The organism is Agrobacterium sp. MA01 (assembly GCF_009650195.1).
GTDB lineage: Bacteria > Pseudomonadota > Alphaproteobacteria > Rhizobiales > Rhizobiaceae > Allorhizobium.
The window spans coordinates 542,545-558,418 of the sequence record NZ_CP045854.1; the positions used below are offsets into that span (position 1 = coordinate 542,545).

Annotated in this window: 14 protein-coding genes; 6 read left to right on the plus strand and 8 right to left on the minus strand. The window is 59.9% G+C overall.

Going from position 1 to position 15,874, the window contains the following annotated elements:
* Positions 1 to 14 precede the first annotated feature (14 nt).
* Complete coding sequence (locus tag GH983_RS02475; RefSeq protein WP_153761517.1) at positions 15 to 746, minus strand: HupE/UreJ family protein; 732 nt, start codon at positions 744 to 746, stop codon at positions 15 to 17.
* A 47-nt stretch (positions 747 to 793) separates the two neighbouring features.
* On the minus strand, positions 794 to 1,135 hold the full coding sequence (locus GH983_RS02480) for a hypothetical protein (RefSeq protein ID WP_153761518.1): 342 nt from the start codon (positions 1,133 to 1,135) through the stop codon (positions 794 to 796).
* A gap of 119 nt (positions 1,136 to 1,254) precedes the next feature.
* Here GH983_RS02480 and GH983_RS02485 point away from each other — a divergent pair, with 119 nt between their 5' ends.
* Positions 1,255 to 1,530 carry a metal-sensing transcriptional repressor gene (locus tag GH983_RS02485; protein WP_054148722.1) on the plus strand — a complete coding sequence of 92 codons (276 nt, stop codon included), beginning with the start codon at positions 1,255 to 1,257 and terminating at the stop codon, positions 1,528 to 1,530.
* 12 nt (positions 1,531 to 1,542) lie between these two features.
* Complete coding sequence (locus GH983_RS02490; RefSeq protein WP_153761519.1) at positions 1,543 to 2,862, plus strand: MFS transporter; 1,320 nt, start codon at positions 1,543 to 1,545, stop codon at positions 2,860 to 2,862.
* Positions 2,863 to 3,403: 541 nt separating this feature from the next.
* Here the strand turns inward: GH983_RS02490 and GH983_RS02495 are convergent.
* The 3 genes from GH983_RS02495 to GH983_RS02505 form a co-directional block, all read right to left on the minus strand.
* Positions 3,404 to 4,477: a 4-oxalomesaconate tautomerase gene (locus tag GH983_RS02495; RefSeq protein ID WP_153761520.1), complete on the minus strand. Its 1,074-nt coding sequence runs from the start codon at positions 4,475 to 4,477 to the stop codon at positions 3,404 to 3,406.
* Positions 4,478 to 4,550: 73 nt separating this feature from the next.
* The gene (locus tag GH983_RS02500) at positions 4,551 to 6,545 is read right to left on the minus strand and encodes a tripartite tricarboxylate transporter permease (RefSeq protein ID WP_153761521.1); all 1,995 of its coding nucleotides are present in this window, start codon (positions 6,543 to 6,545) and stop codon (positions 4,551 to 4,553) included.
* 107 nt (positions 6,546 to 6,652) lie between these two features.
* Entirely contained in the window at positions 6,653 to 7,756 is a 1,104-nt protein-coding gene (locus GH983_RS02505; protein WP_153761522.1) for a tripartite tricarboxylate transporter substrate-binding protein, read from the minus strand.
* Positions 7,757 to 7,899: 143 nt separating this feature from the next.
* On the opposite strand from GH983_RS02505, the gene GH983_RS02510 reads away from it, so the two are divergent.
* Together GH983_RS02510 and GH983_RS02515 are read left to right on the plus strand one after the other, a co-directional pair.
* Complete coding sequence (locus GH983_RS02510) at positions 7,900 to 8,571, plus strand: response regulator transcription factor (protein WP_153761523.1); 672 nt, start codon at positions 7,900 to 7,902, stop codon at positions 8,569 to 8,571.
* A complete protein-coding gene (locus GH983_RS02515) occupies positions 8,568 to 9,941 on the plus strand; it encodes a sensor histidine kinase (RefSeq protein WP_069042115.1) in 1,374 nt (457 codons plus the stop codon). Before GH983_RS02510 ends, GH983_RS02515 begins: the two co-directional genes overlap by 4 nt.
* Before the next feature lie 1,058 nt (positions 9,942 to 10,999).
* Here the strand turns inward: GH983_RS02515 and phnE are convergent.
* The 3 genes from phnE to GH983_RS02530 form a co-directional block, all read right to left on the minus strand.
* A complete protein-coding gene (gene phnE, locus GH983_RS02520; protein WP_171901562.1) occupies positions 11,000 to 11,791 on the minus strand; it encodes a phosphonate ABC transporter, permease protein PhnE in 792 nt (263 codons plus the stop codon).
* A complete protein-coding gene (locus GH983_RS02525; RefSeq protein WP_054148731.1) occupies positions 11,784 to 12,530 on the minus strand; it encodes a phosphonate ABC transporter ATP-binding protein in 747 nt (248 codons plus the stop codon). The genes phnE and GH983_RS02525 overlap by 8 nt, the downstream gene beginning before the upstream one ends.
* A gap of 78 nt (positions 12,531 to 12,608) precedes the next feature.
* Positions 12,609 to 13,466 (minus strand): PhnD/SsuA/transferrin family substrate-binding protein, encoded by an 858-nt coding sequence (locus tag GH983_RS02530; protein WP_054148732.1) that lies wholly within the window; start codon positions 13,464 to 13,466, stop codon positions 12,609 to 12,611.
* Positions 13,467 to 13,585: 119 nt separating this feature from the next.
* Between GH983_RS02530 and GH983_RS02535 the strand changes: the two genes are divergently transcribed.
* Positions 13,586 to 14,752, plus strand: coding sequence for an alpha-D-ribose 1-methylphosphonate 5-triphosphate diphosphatase (locus tag GH983_RS02535; RefSeq protein ID WP_069042113.1), 1,167 nt, complete (start codon positions 13,586 to 13,588; stop codon positions 14,750 to 14,752).
* A 13-nt stretch (positions 14,753 to 14,765) separates the two neighbouring features.
* Positions 14,766 to 15,539 (plus strand): phosphonate metabolism transcriptional regulator PhnF, encoded by a 774-nt coding sequence (gene phnF / locus GH983_RS02540; RefSeq protein WP_054148733.1) that lies wholly within the window; start codon positions 14,766 to 14,768, stop codon positions 15,537 to 15,539.
* Positions 15,540 to 15,874: the final 335 nt, after the last annotated feature.

Below are 15,874 nucleotides of genomic sequence, written 5' to 3' on the forward strand. Positions count from 1 at the left end.
TATTCCTCTGGGGTTCAGGAAACGAAATAGCCGGTCATCTGCATGCCAAACAGCAGCCAGCCGGCGGTCATCATCAGGACATTGGCGGTATAGGCATGGCGCAGGAAGCCGGAGGTCTTGCGCCAGTAGCTCATGGCAATCAGGATGATGGCGAGCGCGATGAGCTGGCCGATCTCGACGCCGACATTGAAGGCGAGCAGGTTGGGGATCAGCCCGTCCTCGGCAATGTCGTATTCGAGGATCTTGGTCGCCAGACCAAGCCCGTGGAACAGGCCAAAGACGAGTGTTGCCACCTTGGTGTTCGGCTGGAAGCCGAGCCAGCGCTGGAAGGCGCCGAGATTGTCGAGCGCCTTGTAGACGACCGAAAGCCCAATGATCGCATCGATGAGATAGGCGCTGACATTCCAGCCAAAGTAGACGCCGAGCAGCATCGTGGTGGAATGCCCGATGGCAAACAGGCTGACATAGAGGGCGATGTGCTTCAGCCTGTAGAGGAAGAAGATCACACCGAAGAGGAAGAGCAGATGGTCATAGCCCGTGACCATGTGCTTGGCGCCCAGATAGATGAAGGGGATGATGTGGACCCCCGAGATCTCCTGGATATAGCCCTTGTCGCCTTCGGCAACGGCATGGGCCGCCGCCCCATGGGCGAAGAGCAGCAAAGAGAGGCTGGCAAGCAGCAGGGTGGCGACGATGTGGCGGGTATAATCCCTGTGCCACACGCCTCCGAGAAGCAGTGTTGTCATGTTGGATATCCGTGAACGGTTGAACCGACCGCCTGGGGCGGCATGGATCAGACGATGTTCACGAAGCGTGGCGGGCGGTCGATGCCATAAAGGCGACCATCATCCCGCGTCGTATCGATCAGGATGAAGGCCGAGTGCCGACCATCCGGCACCTTGGGCCGGGATCCGGACACGAGACCGGCTTTTTCATGCGTATGGTCAGCATGATGATGGTCAGTATCAGCCGTGCCGACGCCAAAATCCTGATCATCGTCGTGAGAGTGATCGCCATGATCATGTCCATGGGAATGGTCCAGCATGGACTGAGCCGAGGCGTGTTCGATCAGCGGATGACTACTCTGGGGCACGAACGAAAACACCAGCGTGGCGAGGATCGCCAGCATGGTCATCAACAGAGATCCGAATCGTCGTCCACCGCGAAACTTCATGGCCGACGAGATAGCCCTGATTGATGGCGGAAACAAGAAAGCGCATTGAAATATCCCCTCCGGGGGGATAGGATTTTTCCATGAGCGAACATCGACACGAAACGCATCCCGACATCATCAAGCGCCTCAAGCGCGCCGAGGGCCATCTGAGGAGTGTCACCGCCATGATTGAGGCGGGCAAGCCTTGCCTCGACATCGCCCAACAACTGGATGCCGTTGAGAAGGCCGTCCGCAACGCCAAGCGCACGCTGATCCAGGATCATCTCGACCATTGCCTGGAGGAAACGGTGGGCGCGCTGGATCTCTCCCAGCGAAAGACGATCGACGACTTCAAGACCATCACCAAATACCTCTGAAGGAGGCGACAGATGCTGGATGTTCTGCGCAATCGAACCTACCGGCATCTGTTTCTCGCGCAGGTCATCGCGCTCGTCGGAACGGGGCTTGCCACCGTCGCCCTGGGTCTGCTTGCCTTCGATCTCGCAGGCGACCGTGCCGGAGCGGTGCTGGGTGCCGCGCTGGCGATCAAGATGATCGCCTATGTCGCCGTCGCGCCGATTGCCGGAGCCTTCGCTGAAGTGCTGCCGCGCCGGGCCATGCTGGTTACGCTCGATCTCATCAGGGCCGCAGTCGCGCTCTGTCTGCCCTTCGTTTCGGAGATCTGGCAGGTCTATGTCCTGATCTTCGTTCTCCAGTCTGCGTCTGCCGCCTTCACCCCGGCATTCCAGGCGACCATTCCTGATGTCCTGCCGGAAGAAAAGGACTATACTCAGGCGCTTTCTCTCTCCAGGCTCGCCTATGATCTGGAAAGCCTTGTCAGCCCGATGCTGGCGGCTGCCCTGCTGACGGTCATCTCCTTCCACTCGCTCTTTGCCGGAACCGTATTCGGATTTCTGGCCTCGGCGGCACTCGTCGTTTCTGTGACGCTGCCCAATCATCCCGCGAAAGAGCGCCGGAGCATCTACGAGCGCACGACACGCGGCTTGAAGATCTATCTCGCGACGCCACGGCTTCGCGGTCTGCTCGCACTCTGCCTCACGGTGTCTGCCGCAGGCGCCATGGTGATCGTCAACACCGTCGTCTTCGTGCAGGCAAAGTTCGAACTGACAGCCTCCGACACGGCGATCGCGCTCGCTGCATTCGGGTCGGGATCGATGGTCGCGGCACTCGTTCTGCCCAGGCTTCTCGACCGAATGCCAGACAGGTTGGTCATGCTCTACGGCGCTGCACTGCTCAGTGCAGGTCTGATCGCGACCGCGTTCATCGAGACCTACGTTTTGCTGCTGGCGCTCTGGTTTCTCCTTGGGATCGGCTACTCCGTTGTTCAGACACCATCCGGCCGTCTGCTGCGGCGATCAGCTCATCCGGAGGACCGGCCAGCACTCTTCGCGGCCCATTTCGCCCTGTCTCACGCCTGCTGGCTGATAACCTATCCACTTGCCGGGTGGCTCGGTGTCGTCGTTGGTCTTCCTGGGACCGCCTTGATCATGGCGGCGATGGGCGCGGCGGGTCTTGTTACCGCGGTGTCCCTTTGGGAGATGGCGGATGAAGCCGAGGTGGAACACAGTCACGATGACCTTGCAGATGATGACCCACATCTGCGCGAGGGACACCATCGCCAAGGTCGCCGGCACAGTCATGCCTTCATGATCGATCGGCTACATCCGGACTGGCCACGTGAGCACTAATATCGGCTGATACAAGTTTTTCGGTATCTGTGGAATGTCCGATGTCGGTGCCCAACACAGAGATTGCTTGCGGGTCCCCAGCCGGTTTTGCGAGACCCGCTCAAGCACGACGGATGGCCTGAAGCACGGCAGCCAGGATTGCTCAAGTTGTTGAGAAGGCGTCGCTTTTTTCTGTGAGAAACAGTCGCTGATTTTGAGCGGAAAAGCGACCTAAAATGGCCCGCCTGGAGAGCCTGGATTCTCACATGATTTCAATGGCTTAGAAAAATAGCCTTTGATTTCCCTATGTTTTCCTGCCGCGAGCGACCGTGGATGCCATCTTTGTGCCCTGGCTTTGGGCCGACGTCAATATGGCGGGAGAGCGGCAATAATTTCCGCTTACCGAGTAGGGCTCGCAAGAATGCAGTGTGCCTTGATTTTGCTTTTGCAGATCTGGTTCCTCTGACATCCGCAGCACTTATAGGGAGCCAGGACCTGTACCAACGACGGCCCGTTACGACGATGCCAGTACTCAGGCACGAGAGCTCGTTTTGCAAAAAACTCATTTGGGGACGAGCACCTCTCCCCTTGCCAGCAATCTTGCTGTTCTCAGTAGGCCTGCGGACTTCAGAACGAAGCCTTCTGAACTGTCCTCGTAGTCGACCGTAACGTCGATGGAGCCGCTCGGATGTTCAATTTTTACCAGAGCAGGAATGCCGTCAGGAAGTGTGGCAAGTCCTTCGGCCACTGTGCCGGGCGTGAGAACGCAGGACGCAAGGCACTGCGCACCCGTGACTGCCATGGTGGGATGGCAGTTGAGTGGCATAAGGTAACGCGCGGTAATCGTTCCGCCGTCTCGCGGGGGCGATAGCAACGCGAACTTCGGAACGACGGAGCTTGAGACGTCACCCATGCCCATCCGCAGCCCCGCCTCGCGGCGGATCGGCTCCATCCGCTCATAGAATGCGCGATTTGCGTCCAACTCTTCCACCGTTTCGTAGCCTGAAAGTCCGAAGGCATCAGCGCGCGCGATGACGATGGGCATGGCGACGTCCATGCAGGTCACGGCTATGCCGTCGATCTCGTCGACCAGATTGCCAGTTGGCAGCAAGGCGCCTGTCGATGACCCGACCACGTCCATGAAGTTGAGATAGATCGGAGCGGCTGTTCCGGGCACACCATCAATGGAGGCATCCCCCTCGTAAGACACGGTGCCGCCTGGGGTCTGCACGACAGCTTCCACCTTTGCGCCGGTATTGACCGAATGGATGCGTACACGCGTTACGTCCTCGGTTGTCGGCACGATGCCGAGTTCGATGGCTGCCGGCCCGACACCGGAAAGGATATTGCCGCATGTCGGCCTGAAATCGACTTTCCGGTCCGCGACGCTCACCTGGGCGAAGAAGTAATCGACATCACAGCCCGGTTCCTTCGATTTCGACAGCATGGCCACCTTGGTCGTGACCGCCGTGCCGCCGCCAATGCCGTCGATGTTGAGCGGATGGCCAGAGCCAAGCGCCGCCACCAGCACGCGCTCAAGGTCGACGAGCTCGCTCGGCAGATCTTCGCGGCGGAAGTATGGGCCGCGGGATGTTCCCCCGCGCATGAACAGGAAGGGAATGGCAGTCTGCGCCATGCTCGTCTCCATCGATGAAATGAAAGTCAGGGAAACAGCCCGGCTCGAGCACGCCCGAGCCGGCGGCGGTAGCTCAACGGAACGGCCAGGGGAGGTCTGCGAAGTCCTGGAGCACACCACTTGGGAAGTTGAGGGACAGCGCCCAGGCAAGCAGAAGGACGAAGCCTGCGGCTGCTGCGGTCATGATGACTGTTGCCAGCCAGCCGGTTTGAGCCCTGACCCTGAGAAAGATGGGAAAGAAGACGAGCAGCGCGAGATAGAAGCCAACCAGCGCTGTCATGGCGACAAGTCCCGTAATCCAGGCCAGTCCGCCCCACAGATTACCCATGCCGTCCTGGCCGACATGGTCGCCGGTCAGTTCGTTGTCGCAGTGGGCGTGATGGCCAGCCTTGGAAAACCAGAGTTGAGGCAGCAGTATCGCACTCATCACTAGGCCGATCAGCGCTACCGATAGAGGGAAGACCTGGGCGAGGAACCCATGGTTCAGGGAGTCCTCGGCGGCGAGCAAAAAGATTGCTGTAATGCCTGCACCAAAGGCTAGCTGCGGCAGACGGCTGGCTTTGTCCGTCAGCTTGTGGATCTGCTGGTCCGAACCGGCGGTGGGCGCGCTCTCATCCACACGGTTGCGAAGCCCGAACCATACAGAAGCAAGGGTCATGAGACCAAGCGCGATAACGCCCGGGCGACCAAGGAAAGCCCATCCGTTGAACTGGAGGGCCTGGTAGAAATAGGTTTCGGCCTGAGGTGCGAGGACATATCCGATCAGCAGAGCAGGTCTTGGCCAACCGAAACGCTTCATCAATACGCCGAGCACGCCAAGCCCGACCAAAGCAACGAGGTCGGCGAGAGAGCGCGTGGCTTGAAATGCCGCAAAGCAGATCAGCACGATCATGAAAGGGGCCAGCTTCTGGAAGGGTATTTGCGTCAGCTTCGAGATCGGCAACGCAAGCAAAAGGCAGATCCCGGCGCCGAAGATGTTGGCAAGGGCCAGCGACCAGATGATGGAATACGTGATGTTGAGGTCCGTGCCGACCATGGAGGGACCAGGCTCAATGCCGAGCAGCACCATGCCGCCGAGGAAAACGGCCATGGCACCGGAGCCAGGGATGCCAAACAGCATCGTGGGTAGGAGCGCGCCGCCCTGCATGGCATTGTTGGCGCTTTCCGGCGCAATCACGCCACGGATATCGCCTTTGCCGAATTGAGGATCCTTTTTGACTGTCTGAACGGCGTGGCCATAGGCAATCCAGTCCACTACGGACCCGCCGAGTCCAGGAATGGCGCCAATGATGCATCCAAACCCCGAACAGCGGATCGAAAGCCAGACATTGGCCCACCAGTCCCGCAATCCCTGAAACCAACCTGCGCCAAGTGCATTGCCCTGTGCAATTGCAGCATTGCGGCGCAGCAGATCGGCGATTTCCGGGATTGCGAAGAAGCCAAGACCGACAATGACCAGAGGAATTCCGTCATAAAGATAGTCGGATCCGAAGATCATCCGGAATTCGCCGGTAGCAGGTGCGCCGCCGATCGAGCCAATGATCAAGCCGACACAGCAGGCCGCAAGACCCTTGGCGAGACTCTTCCCCGCGAGAACGGCGACCATGGAGAGGCCGAATAAGGCCAACATGAAAAGCTCGGCCGATCCGAAAGACAGGATCAGCGGTCGGGCAATAACGACAAAACCTGTCAGGACAATCGCACCGAAGACCCCTCCGAACATGGAGGATATGAAGGCGGCAGAGAGTGCCCGCGCAGCTTGCCCGTTGCGGGCAAGCGGAAAACCATCAAGGACTGTCGCCTGGCTCGCCGACGAGCCGGGTATGCCCATCAGCACCGACGAAAAGGTGTCGGAGGTGGGGATAACGGCGACAAGACCGATAAGCATGGCAAGCGCACTGATCTCGTCCATTCCATAAAGAAACGGAATAAGCAGGGACAGCCCAGCGATGCCGCCCAGACCAGGGATTACCCCGATGATCAGGCCAACCGAGACGCCGATCAGCATGAAGAAAAGGTGTTCAACTGCCAGGAGTGAGCCCAAGGCAGACAACAGGGTCTCGATCACGGTTATGACTCCGCGTTTGCCGCGACCAGCGCGACATTGGGTAAATTGTGGGGAAGTGTGAGAAGTGGCGGGTCGCGCTTGCTTAAGGAGACCCGCCTTTCAATCGATCAGTCTTGACCGAGTTTCACGCCGTAGGACTCGGCCAGCATGTCGGCGACTTGCTTTCGCAACTCAGGTGCCAGATCCGTTGCCTTGTCGAACAGCGCCTGCGCAAGTTCGCCGGTCACCTGCTCATAGGTGCCGAGCACGGCTTCCGCATTGGCCTTATAGTCAGGGTCGGACTTCATGTCTTCGAAGGCCTTCTGGTAGGCGGCAACGATCTCGTCCGACGTATCCTTGGGCAGGAACACCATCTTCTGAGCCGGAAAGCCGGCAACATAGAAAGCCATATAGGCATCATAAGCAGGGCCGCTGGGCTTCTGACCTGTCAGCTTCTCATAGGCTTCGGGATATGTTGGCAGGTCGGGGAAGGTCGGATCCCGCACCACATTGCCGGCTGCGTCGAGGACGCCAAGGCTAAAGAGCGGAACCGCCTGACCGGCCTCAACGAGCGGCTGAACGCTCTTCATGTAGGCAGATGAGGTCTGGAAATCGATGTTGACTTCTCCGCGTTCGAAGGCGAGGCGGCCATCGCCGCGACCCTTGAAGCCGAAGACGTGCTGCACGTTCAGATCCATCGCCCGGAAGCCGAGCAGTGGCACAAGATCAAGCGAAGTCGCGCCCTGGCTCGCATAGACGAGATCCTTGCCCTTGAGCATGCCGATGTCATCAACGCTTTTGAGACCAAGTGTCGGCGTGGTGTAGACTACGCCACCCGTCGGGCTCGCCATCGCGATCTTCCAGTCTTTGTATTCGTAGCGTACGCGCGGATCGCCGAGCAGATAGGGGAACTGCGTGGATGCCGAGGTCCCGAGGATCATCAGACCATCGGGCTTGGCGCGCGCGGCAAACAGGTTGCTTCCCTTTGTCGAGCCACCACCCGGTTCATTCACAACTACGACCACCGGGTTGCCGGGAAGATATTTGCCGAGCAGTTGTGCATTGAAGCGGCCCCAGGTGTCGGATCCGCCGCCGGCAGAGAACGGAATGATCCACTCGATCGTCTTGCCCGCGAAATTGACTTCGGCTGCCGCAGGTCCTGCGAGACCGGCGGCCAAAATGCCGGCCATCAGGCCCATCGTGGCGCGGCGGCTCAAAGAGGTATTCAGCATGGTTTTATCCTCCCAATCCGGCGATCTGATCTGCCGGTTTCCTCAAAGCTTGCACAGACTTGATTTCTCCTCGCCAAATCTGCTTCTAGCTCTCATAGTGAGTTTTGCTGTCGATAAGCTGTCCGTAAAGGAATTCTACTGCGGTGCGGATCATTCTGGTCGAGGACAACAGGAGCCTGGCAAAAGGCATCGAGGACGCCTTGCGAGATCAAGGTCATGGGGTGGATCATCTCGATGACGGTCTTGCTGCTGACACTTTCCTGCGAACTGAGACCGCCGATGTTGCCATCATCGACATCAATCTTCCTGGTCTGACGGGGATCGAAGTCACCAAACGGATGCGCAGCCGTGGAGACACCACGCCGGTTTTGATGCTCACCGCCATGGGCAAGACGTCCGATCGCGTCGTTGGCCTCGATGCCGGTGCGGATGATTATCTCGTGAAGCCGTTCGAGATGGCCGAACTGATGGCGCGCTTGAGGGCACTCACGCGTCGAAGGCCGCAGCTTATGCCGGAACAGGAACTGATCGGCGACCTCGTTTACGATCGTCAACAGCGCGTCATCATGCACAAGGACAAAAGGATCGATCTGCCCCGGCGGGAACTCGCACTTTTCGAACTGCTGCTTGACCACAAGGGCAAGCTTATGGATCGAGAGAGGATTTTCTCGTCGCTCTATGGCGCGGGAGCTGAAGTGGAAGCCAACGCGATCGAGCTCCTGGTCTCGAGGCTTCGACGGAAACTCGATGGGACGCAAGTGGAAATCAAGACGGCGCGCGGCCTCGGTTATATGCTGAATGTAGGGCCGGCATGAGGCGCCTTTCGCTTCGCTCCAGACTGTTCCTGCTTCTCATTCTGCCTCTGATCGTCATCGCGGGCATCGCTTCCTATGCGCGCTTCGAAGAGGCCCAACGGCTCTCCCAGACGCTTTACGACAACACGCTTCTGGCCGTCGCCTTGACGATCTCGCGCGATGTCGCGATCTCCGAGGGTGACATTCTCACCGAACAGCTTCTGGAAGAATTGACCACCGCTTTGGGCGATCCGGTTTACTATCGCATCACTGGGCCGGGTGGTGGCTTCGTGACTGGCTATTCCGATCCGCCGGACGTGCCGGATGCTTCTGACATACAGAGCGGCAAGCCGTTTTTCTTTGACAGCACATATCTCGGGCTAGAGGTTCGATCCGTCGTTTTGCGGGAATTCCTCAACCAGCCGAGATTACAGGGGTGGATGACCGTCGAGGTCTGGCAGACTGTATCTCAACGCGCCGCCTTGAGCCGTGATCTTCTGTTTCAGAGCATAGCGCTGTTGGCGACCATCATCTTGTCGGCCGCCGTGATCCTCTGGTTCGGGATCAAGCTCGGGCTGAAGCCTCTGCTCGACCTCCAAAATGCGATCAGCCTCAGAACCCCCGATGATCTCAGGCCAATCCGCCGATGGATCCCGGTGGAGCTGCGTCCGCTCGTCCAGACGACCAATTCCTTGTTCGAACGTCTGTCGAAGGCGTTCGAGATCCGTTCGGCATTCATCTCCGATGCCGCGCATCAGCTCCGCAACCCGATCGCCTCGATCGTTACGCAGGCGGAGGCGGCCGTGTCCTCCCCTGACGAGAACACCCTTCGGCAGCGTGTCGCATCCATAGCGCAATCCGCCCGCGCGACCGGCCGGCTCACCAATCAGTTGCTTTCCCTCGAACGCGTGCGCGGGCGAAGTCTGCGGGCCCTATTCGAAGAGACTGATCTCGTTGCTCTCGTTTCGGCCAAAGTTCGCGCCTTTGCAGAGGTCCAGCTCCTCAACGACATCTCAGTCGGCTTTGAAGTCGATGGAATATCAAGGTCAGTTGTTTGCGATCCTGTCATGATTGAAGAGATGATGGCCAATCTGTTGGACAACGCGTTGCGCTACGGTTTGCGCGAAGGCGGCGAGCTGGATGTCATGCTGTCGTTCTCAAAGGAAGAGGTTGCCATCGTCGTGGAGGACGACGGTCCCGGGATCAATGAAGAACTTCGGGACAGGGTCTTTGACCGCTTCTTTCGAGCCGATCTCGACTTTGGCGATGGCTGTGGCCTGGGGCTTGCCATCGTTGCCGATATCGCCGAAGCGCATGGAGGGAATTCCCTATGCGTCTCTTCCCAAAAGGGCGCACGTTTCGAGATCCGTTTGCCTTTAGATCAGCATTAGTCATTGCTCGCGCGTTCAACAGGCGCGGTCAGTTGTGGCATCACCTTCTCAAACAGGAACCCTTCGTCGTCAAACAGGTCACCGGGATACGAGTCAGGTCGCCCGGTACAACTCCGGACAGGATGCGTGGCAAGCCGAGATCTTTCAGGCCTGTTCGGGCAGATCCCAGAAGGTGACGGTGCAGTAAGCAAGATGACTTGGCGGCTCGTACTGAAAAGCGAAGCAGAGATCAGGCAAATTGCTACCGCCCAGATCGATCCGACGAAGGAAGCCGCCGCCGTGTTAGGCGGAAGCGGCAACTGCCTCCTCCTACAGTCGCAACCGTTGGATCCGGTTTCTGATTGATCGGGACGATAAAGCATCGACCACAAGGTGGGCGGGAGACCGTGAGAGCTATGAGGCAGTCAACCGCATATCGCCCGGAAACGCGGTCAAATTCTGCTGGCTCAGTATCGGAATGAGGGTCCCCAGCCAATCTTACGAGACCCAATTGAGCACGACGGATGACCTGAAAAACAGATGTCGTAAGTGCTCAAGTTGTTGAGAAGACGTCGCATTTTTCTGTGAGAAACAGCCGCCAAATCTACGCGGAAAACCGACCTAAATTGGCCCGCCTGGAGAACCTGGATTCTCACATTATTTCAGATGCTTAGCAAAATTGCCTTTGATTTCCCTATGTTTTCCTGCCGCGAGCGACCGTGGATGCCATGTTTGTGCCCTGGCTTTGGGCTGACGTCAACATGGCGGGAGAGCGGCAATAATTTCCGCTCGGGAGCGCCAAGCTGGAGGTGAGGTGAGCGTTTTCGGGGGAGGGGCAGCTATGTGCCGCCATATTGGACGACGGGGCATCCGCTGGCGGTGCCCGAAAGCGGAATCGAGGCCATAGCGGCCTCATCTCGCCAACGAGCTAGGGCTCTAGGCCAGGTGGTGGCCCAACTCAAGACCGGCACAATTCTCTCCGCTCCCAGCGATACTGCCAACTATTGCGTTCGTGTGGTGATTTCAGACCTGGTGAGACTATCGGACGGCACTTCTGACAGGTGCATCCCGGCAGCACTTCATTGCGCCTTCAGCCGTAACCGGTCGGTCACAAGCTCCATCACAAGCACGATTACGAAGATTACCAGGATGATGGTGGAAGCATTACGGTACTGGAAGAGATCGAATGCCACCTTGAGCTCCTGGCCGATCCCACCGGCACCAACGAGGCCGAGAACGACTGACGAGCGGACCGCCTTTTCCAACGCGAACTGCGAAGTGTTGATCAAGGACGGCATGACATCGGGGATGACCGCGCCGGAGAGGACGGAAAAGCGGCCGGCGCCGGCGGAAAATAGCGCTTCCTGCGGCTCCTTGTCGGCATCCTCGATCGCTTCGGCGAAGAAGCGGCCGCAAAAGCCAATCGTGTCGATGATGATGGTCATGGTGCCGGCGACTGCGCCAAGGCCGATGGAGGCAACGAAAAGGAGCGCCCAGACCATGTCAGGCACCGTGCGGAACAGCGAGATCATCACTTTGAAGACATGCCGGAAGGGTCCGATCGGCGACAGCGTGCGCGAGGCAAGCCAAGCGATCGGCAGGCTCAGTAGCACACCGATGACGGTGCCGACGAAGGCGATCTGCAAGGTCTCGATCGTACGCCAGGTGACGCGCATCAGGAAACCGGGTTCCAGGCTCGGCGGCAGCATGCGCTCGATCAGGTTTGCCATTCTCGGAGCGCCGTTGATCAACTGGTTCGGTGTCGGCGCGACCTGCGTGGCCGAGACGATCAAGAGCGCACCAAGAGCGACCAGAACGGCAAAGGCAAAGGGCGAGGCACGGAAGAAACGGGCAGGCACAGCATCACGCATGGAAGACACCATCCAGGCGTTCGCGGTCTACATCGGCAACCGGGAGATCGAAATGTATGCGGCCGGCCTTCAGCGCGACGATGCGGTCGGCGAAGCTCAGCGCATGATCCATGTCGTGGGTCGTATAGACCAGCGTGATGCCCTTTTCGCGGACGAGGTCGGAGAACAGCGCCATCATGTCGCGGCCCGCCGTCGGATCGAGGCTGGCAGCCGGCTCGTCGGCGATCATCAGCCTGGGCTTGCGCACCAGCGCGCGGGCGATGGCGACGCGCTGCGCCTGACCGCCCGAAAGTTGGTCGGCGCGTGCCGTCGCCTTGTGCGAGAGCTTCACCTGGTCGAGCGCATCCATCGCCTCTTCGCGACTTTCTCGCTCGGCAATCGCCTGATGCCAGGCGCGCCAGGTGCCGGGCAGCCCGAGTTTGCCGTGGACGACATTGGTCAGCACCGACTGCCGACGGACGAGGCCATGATTCTGGAAGACGAAGCCGATCTGCTGGCGCATGCGCTTGAGTTGCGACCCGTTCGGCGCGCGGCAAAAGGATTCGCCAAGCGTCGAGATCTCACCATCGCAGAATGGCGTGTGGCCTATCAGGCATTTGAGCAGCGTCGACTTGCCCACTCCGTTGGCGCCGACCAGCGCCACGCGCTCGCCGCCCCGGATGCGGATATCGACGCCGGAAAACACCGGCTTCCCGTTGGCATAACCCTTCTTCAGGCCCTGTGTGCTGATAACGTCCATGGCGGTCTTCTTTCTGCGGATATGGCGAGGGGTCGGCGCTGATGGCGCCGACCCGTTCGCTGGCTCGGGGAAATCCGTTCAGTTGACGAAGTCGTTGAAGGTGTCGACGCCGATCGTGCGATACATCGAGCGGACGTAATCGTAGTCGCTGTCCTTCACGTCGGTCAGGAAGAAGCCACCCTTGAACTTCTGATTGTCTTCGCCCTGGAGAACAGCAGCCATGATGTCGGTGCCCTTTTCGGTGAAGGCCGTGCGGATCTTTGCGACGGTCTCCTCGGCCAGGTCTTTGCGGGCAACGAGAATGTCGTTCGGCAGATCACGGCCGCGGGCGACCACGGCAAAGGCGACATCCGGGAAGGCTTCGCGGACGGAGGCAAGATGTCCGAAGTTAAGGCCGATAGCGGCGATGTCGCCACGGATCAGCGCTTCTGCGGCAACGTTGCGGGCGAGGATGACGGGTTCGTAGTCCTCATTGTATTTGAGGCCGTAGTCGGTGAGCGTCTGGGCCGGCCCAAGATGCTGAGAGGTCGAGCCGACCGAGCCGAAGGACACCTTCGTGCCCTTGAGATCATCGACCGTACGGATCGGACCATTGGCGAGGACGGCGATCTGGGCGAAGTAGTCCGGACGCTGCCAGGCGACGACGATCTGCGGCTGTGCAAGCTCCTTCATGACGACATATTCGGCAGGGCCTGTGAGGACGAGGTCAACCTGACCGGAATTCATTGCCTCGACCGCTGCGGTGCGCGAGCTTACCGGGAAGAGCTCGACTTCGAGGCCGGTCGCCTGTTCGAGGGCCTTTTCAAAGCCGCCGAATTCCTGCTGCAGGGCTTCCAGGCCCTCAATATCGGTGACGGCGAACTTGACGCTTTCGGCTGCGGCTGGCGCCAGCGAGACGAGAGAGATTGCACAGGCTGCGAGAAGGGAACGGATCATGATATCTTCCTTTGCTGTATAGACAGGAGCATCTTCTGCGACTATCCCTAGCGGCAAGACGTGACGGGCACGTGACAGTCTGACGGCCCGATGGCGAAAAACGGAACAGAGAGAGACGGATGAACTGGACCATTCGCAACGGCACCGTGCTGGGCCCTGACAGGCTCGAACACACCGACCTCTTCATCGAAGGCGGCATGCTGTCGAACAGGGCCAATGGAGGCCCCGAACTCGACGCTTCAGGCCTGCTTGTCCTGCCGGGCATCGTCGACATCCACGGCGACGGCTTCGAGCGGCAGATCATGCCGCGGCCGGGCGTACGCTTCGACGTCGGTCTCGCGCTGCGCGACACCGACAGGCAGCTGGTGGCCAATGGCATCACCACCGCCTTTCATGGCGTGACGGTGTCCTGGGAGCCCGGCCTCCGTTCGCTGCAGGCTGCCGGCGACTTCGTCACCGCGCTTGACGCCGCCCGGCCGCATCTGGCCTGCGACACACGCCTGCACCTGCGCTGGGAAACCTTCGCACTCGATGCCCTGCCGCAGGTCAGCCAATGGCTGTCGCTCGACCCGAAGCCGCTCGTGGCCTTCAACGACCACACGACGGGATCGGTGCTGAAGGGCACGATCGCCCGCAAGATCGGCCAGATGGCCGAGCGCTCCGGCCTGTCGCGCGACGACTACATGGCACTGCTCGACGACGTCTGGGCGCGGCGCGGCGAAGTGGCAGGCGCTATCGAACAACTGGCGGCAGCGGCACGCGACAACGGCAATGTCCTACTCGCGCATGACGAAGCGTCGCCCGAAGAGCGCCGTCATTTCCGGGCACTGGGTGCCGTGTCGTCGGAGTTTCCGCTGACGCTCGAGACGGCTGCCGAAGCCCGCGCAGTCGGCGAGCATGTCATCCTCGGCGCGCCAAACGTGGTGCGCGGCGGCAGCCACAACGGAGCGCTTGACGCAACGACGGCAATCCGCGACGGGCTCTGCACCGTGCTTGCCTCCGACTACCACTATCCGTCACCACTGCATGCAGCCTTCCGGCTGGCATCCCCTGATGATGCTGACTTCGCCAAGGTCTGGCAGCTCGTGTCAGCCAATGCCGCAGCCGCTGCGGGACTTGAGGATCGGGGGCGCCTCGAGGAGGGAAAACGCGCCGACGTCATCCTCGTCGATGCGAAGGACATGCGCCACCCGAAGGTGGTGGCGACCTTCGTCGGCGGTCGGCTGGTCTACTCGGCACATACGCTGATAGAGACCGAATCCACGATTGCCTCAGCCGCCGCCTGAACCGGAAATCATCATGCTCGACACGCCCGAAATCCCTCTCGCCACCTTTGAGGGCCTGGTCTTTGGACCACGCAGCGACATGCCGATATGGCAGCAGATCCGCGACCATATCCTTGGCCTGATCGAAGGCGGAGCCTTGAGGCCAGGCAGCCAATTGCCCGGCGAAACGCATTTGGCGGCAAGCCTCGGCGTCACCCGCATCACGCTGCGCCAGGCGCTCCAGCAGTTGCAAGCCGAAGGACACCTGACGGCGCGCAAGGGTGTGGGCATCTTTGTGCGCAGCCCGCCAGCAATCTTCTCTGTCCGCGATGGGCATCCATTCCGTGAGAACATCGAGACCCACAGCGCCCCCATCACCACCGACACACGCTTTGTACGGCGCGAACTGGCGACTGCCGAACTCGCGGCGCGGTTGCGCATTGCCGAGGGAGCGGGCATCATCCACCTACGGCGTCTGCGGCTGCTTGGCGACCAGCCAGTCTACGTGAACGACAAGCACTTTCCCGCCGACCGGTTTCCCGATTTCGAGGCACTCTATACTGAACGCCAATCGGTGACGGATGTCTTCCGCGCCAGTGGCATCGCCGCCTTCCGAAGGGTCGAGACCCGGATTAGCGGCGGCTTCTCGTCGGCGGACGAGGCCGAGAACCTGCGACTGACGCCGGGAACGCCGGTGTTTCACCTGAACGCCCGCAACGAGGACGACAAGGGCCGCACGATTGAGTGGACATCTGGCTGCTGGCCGCTGATGTCCGTTGAATTCGTTTTTGGAGCCCCGACGAAGTAGCGCCAGGCGTTTGGTGACGTTTGCGGCTCCCAGAGCGGTGGGCAAAGACACACGGCTTTTAGACGGTCACGCGAATTTCGCTGATGTCGGGAAGAACCCGCAAACCGACCACTTGACGTTCGGGGATTGATGTCCGCGTTTCGGCCGAACTTAGGCAACTTTATCTGATGCGCAAAAATGTCGCCTTGACCCTAGCGGTACTCCAGCAACGGACATTCTTCTTTCGGCCCCGTGAATACTGCGCTAGCGGGTCCCCAGCCAATCTTGGGAGGCCCGCTGCGCACGACGGATGGCCAGAATAACAGCAGCCGGAATTGCTCAAGTTGTTGAGAAGG

Excerpts from the sequence above, each read along its gene's own strand:
- GH983_RS02490 (WP_153761519.1), top strand. The coding sequence starts at position 1,543 with ATGCTGGATGTTCTGCGCAATCGAACCTACCGGCATCTGTTTCTCGCG.
- GH983_RS02495 (WP_153761520.1), bottom strand. The coding sequence starts at position 4,477 with ATGGCGCAGACTGCCATTCCCTTCCTGTTCATGCGCGGGGGAACATCC.
- phnF (WP_054148733.1), top strand. The coding sequence starts at position 14,766 with ATGCTCGACACGCCCGAAATCCCTCTCGCCACCTTTGAGGGCCTGGTC.
- GH983_RS02515 (WP_069042115.1), top strand. The coding sequence starts at position 8,568 with ATGAGGCGCCTTTCGCTTCGCTCCAGACTGTTCCTGCTTCTCATTCTG.
- phnE (WP_171901562.1), bottom strand. The coding sequence starts at position 11,791 with ATGCGTGATGCTGTGCCTGCCCGTTTCTTCCGTGCCTCGCCCTTTGCC.
- GH983_RS02535 (WP_069042113.1), top strand. The coding sequence starts at position 13,586 with ATGAACTGGACCATTCGCAACGGCACCGTGCTGGGCCCTGACAGGCTC.
- GH983_RS02485 (WP_054148722.1), top strand. The coding sequence starts at position 1,255 with ATGAGCGAACATCGACACGAAACGCATCCCGACATCATCAAGCGCCTC.
- GH983_RS02475 (WP_153761517.1), bottom strand. The coding sequence starts at position 746 with ATGACAACACTGCTTCTCGGAGGCGTGTGGCACAGGGATTATACCCGC.
- GH983_RS02480 (WP_153761518.1), bottom strand. The coding sequence starts at position 1,135 with ATGACCATGCTGGCGATCCTCGCCACGCTGGTGTTTTCGTTCGTGCCC.
- GH983_RS02530 (WP_054148732.1), bottom strand. The coding sequence starts at position 13,466 with ATGATCCGTTCCCTTCTCGCAGCCTGTGCAATCTCTCTCGTCTCGCTG.
- GH983_RS02505 (WP_153761522.1), bottom strand. The coding sequence starts at position 7,756 with ATGCTGAATACCTCTTTGAGCCGCCGCGCCACGATGGGCCTGATGGCC.
- GH983_RS02525 (WP_054148731.1), bottom strand. The coding sequence starts at position 12,530 with ATGGACGTTATCAGCACACAGGGCCTGAAGAAGGGTTATGCCAACGGG.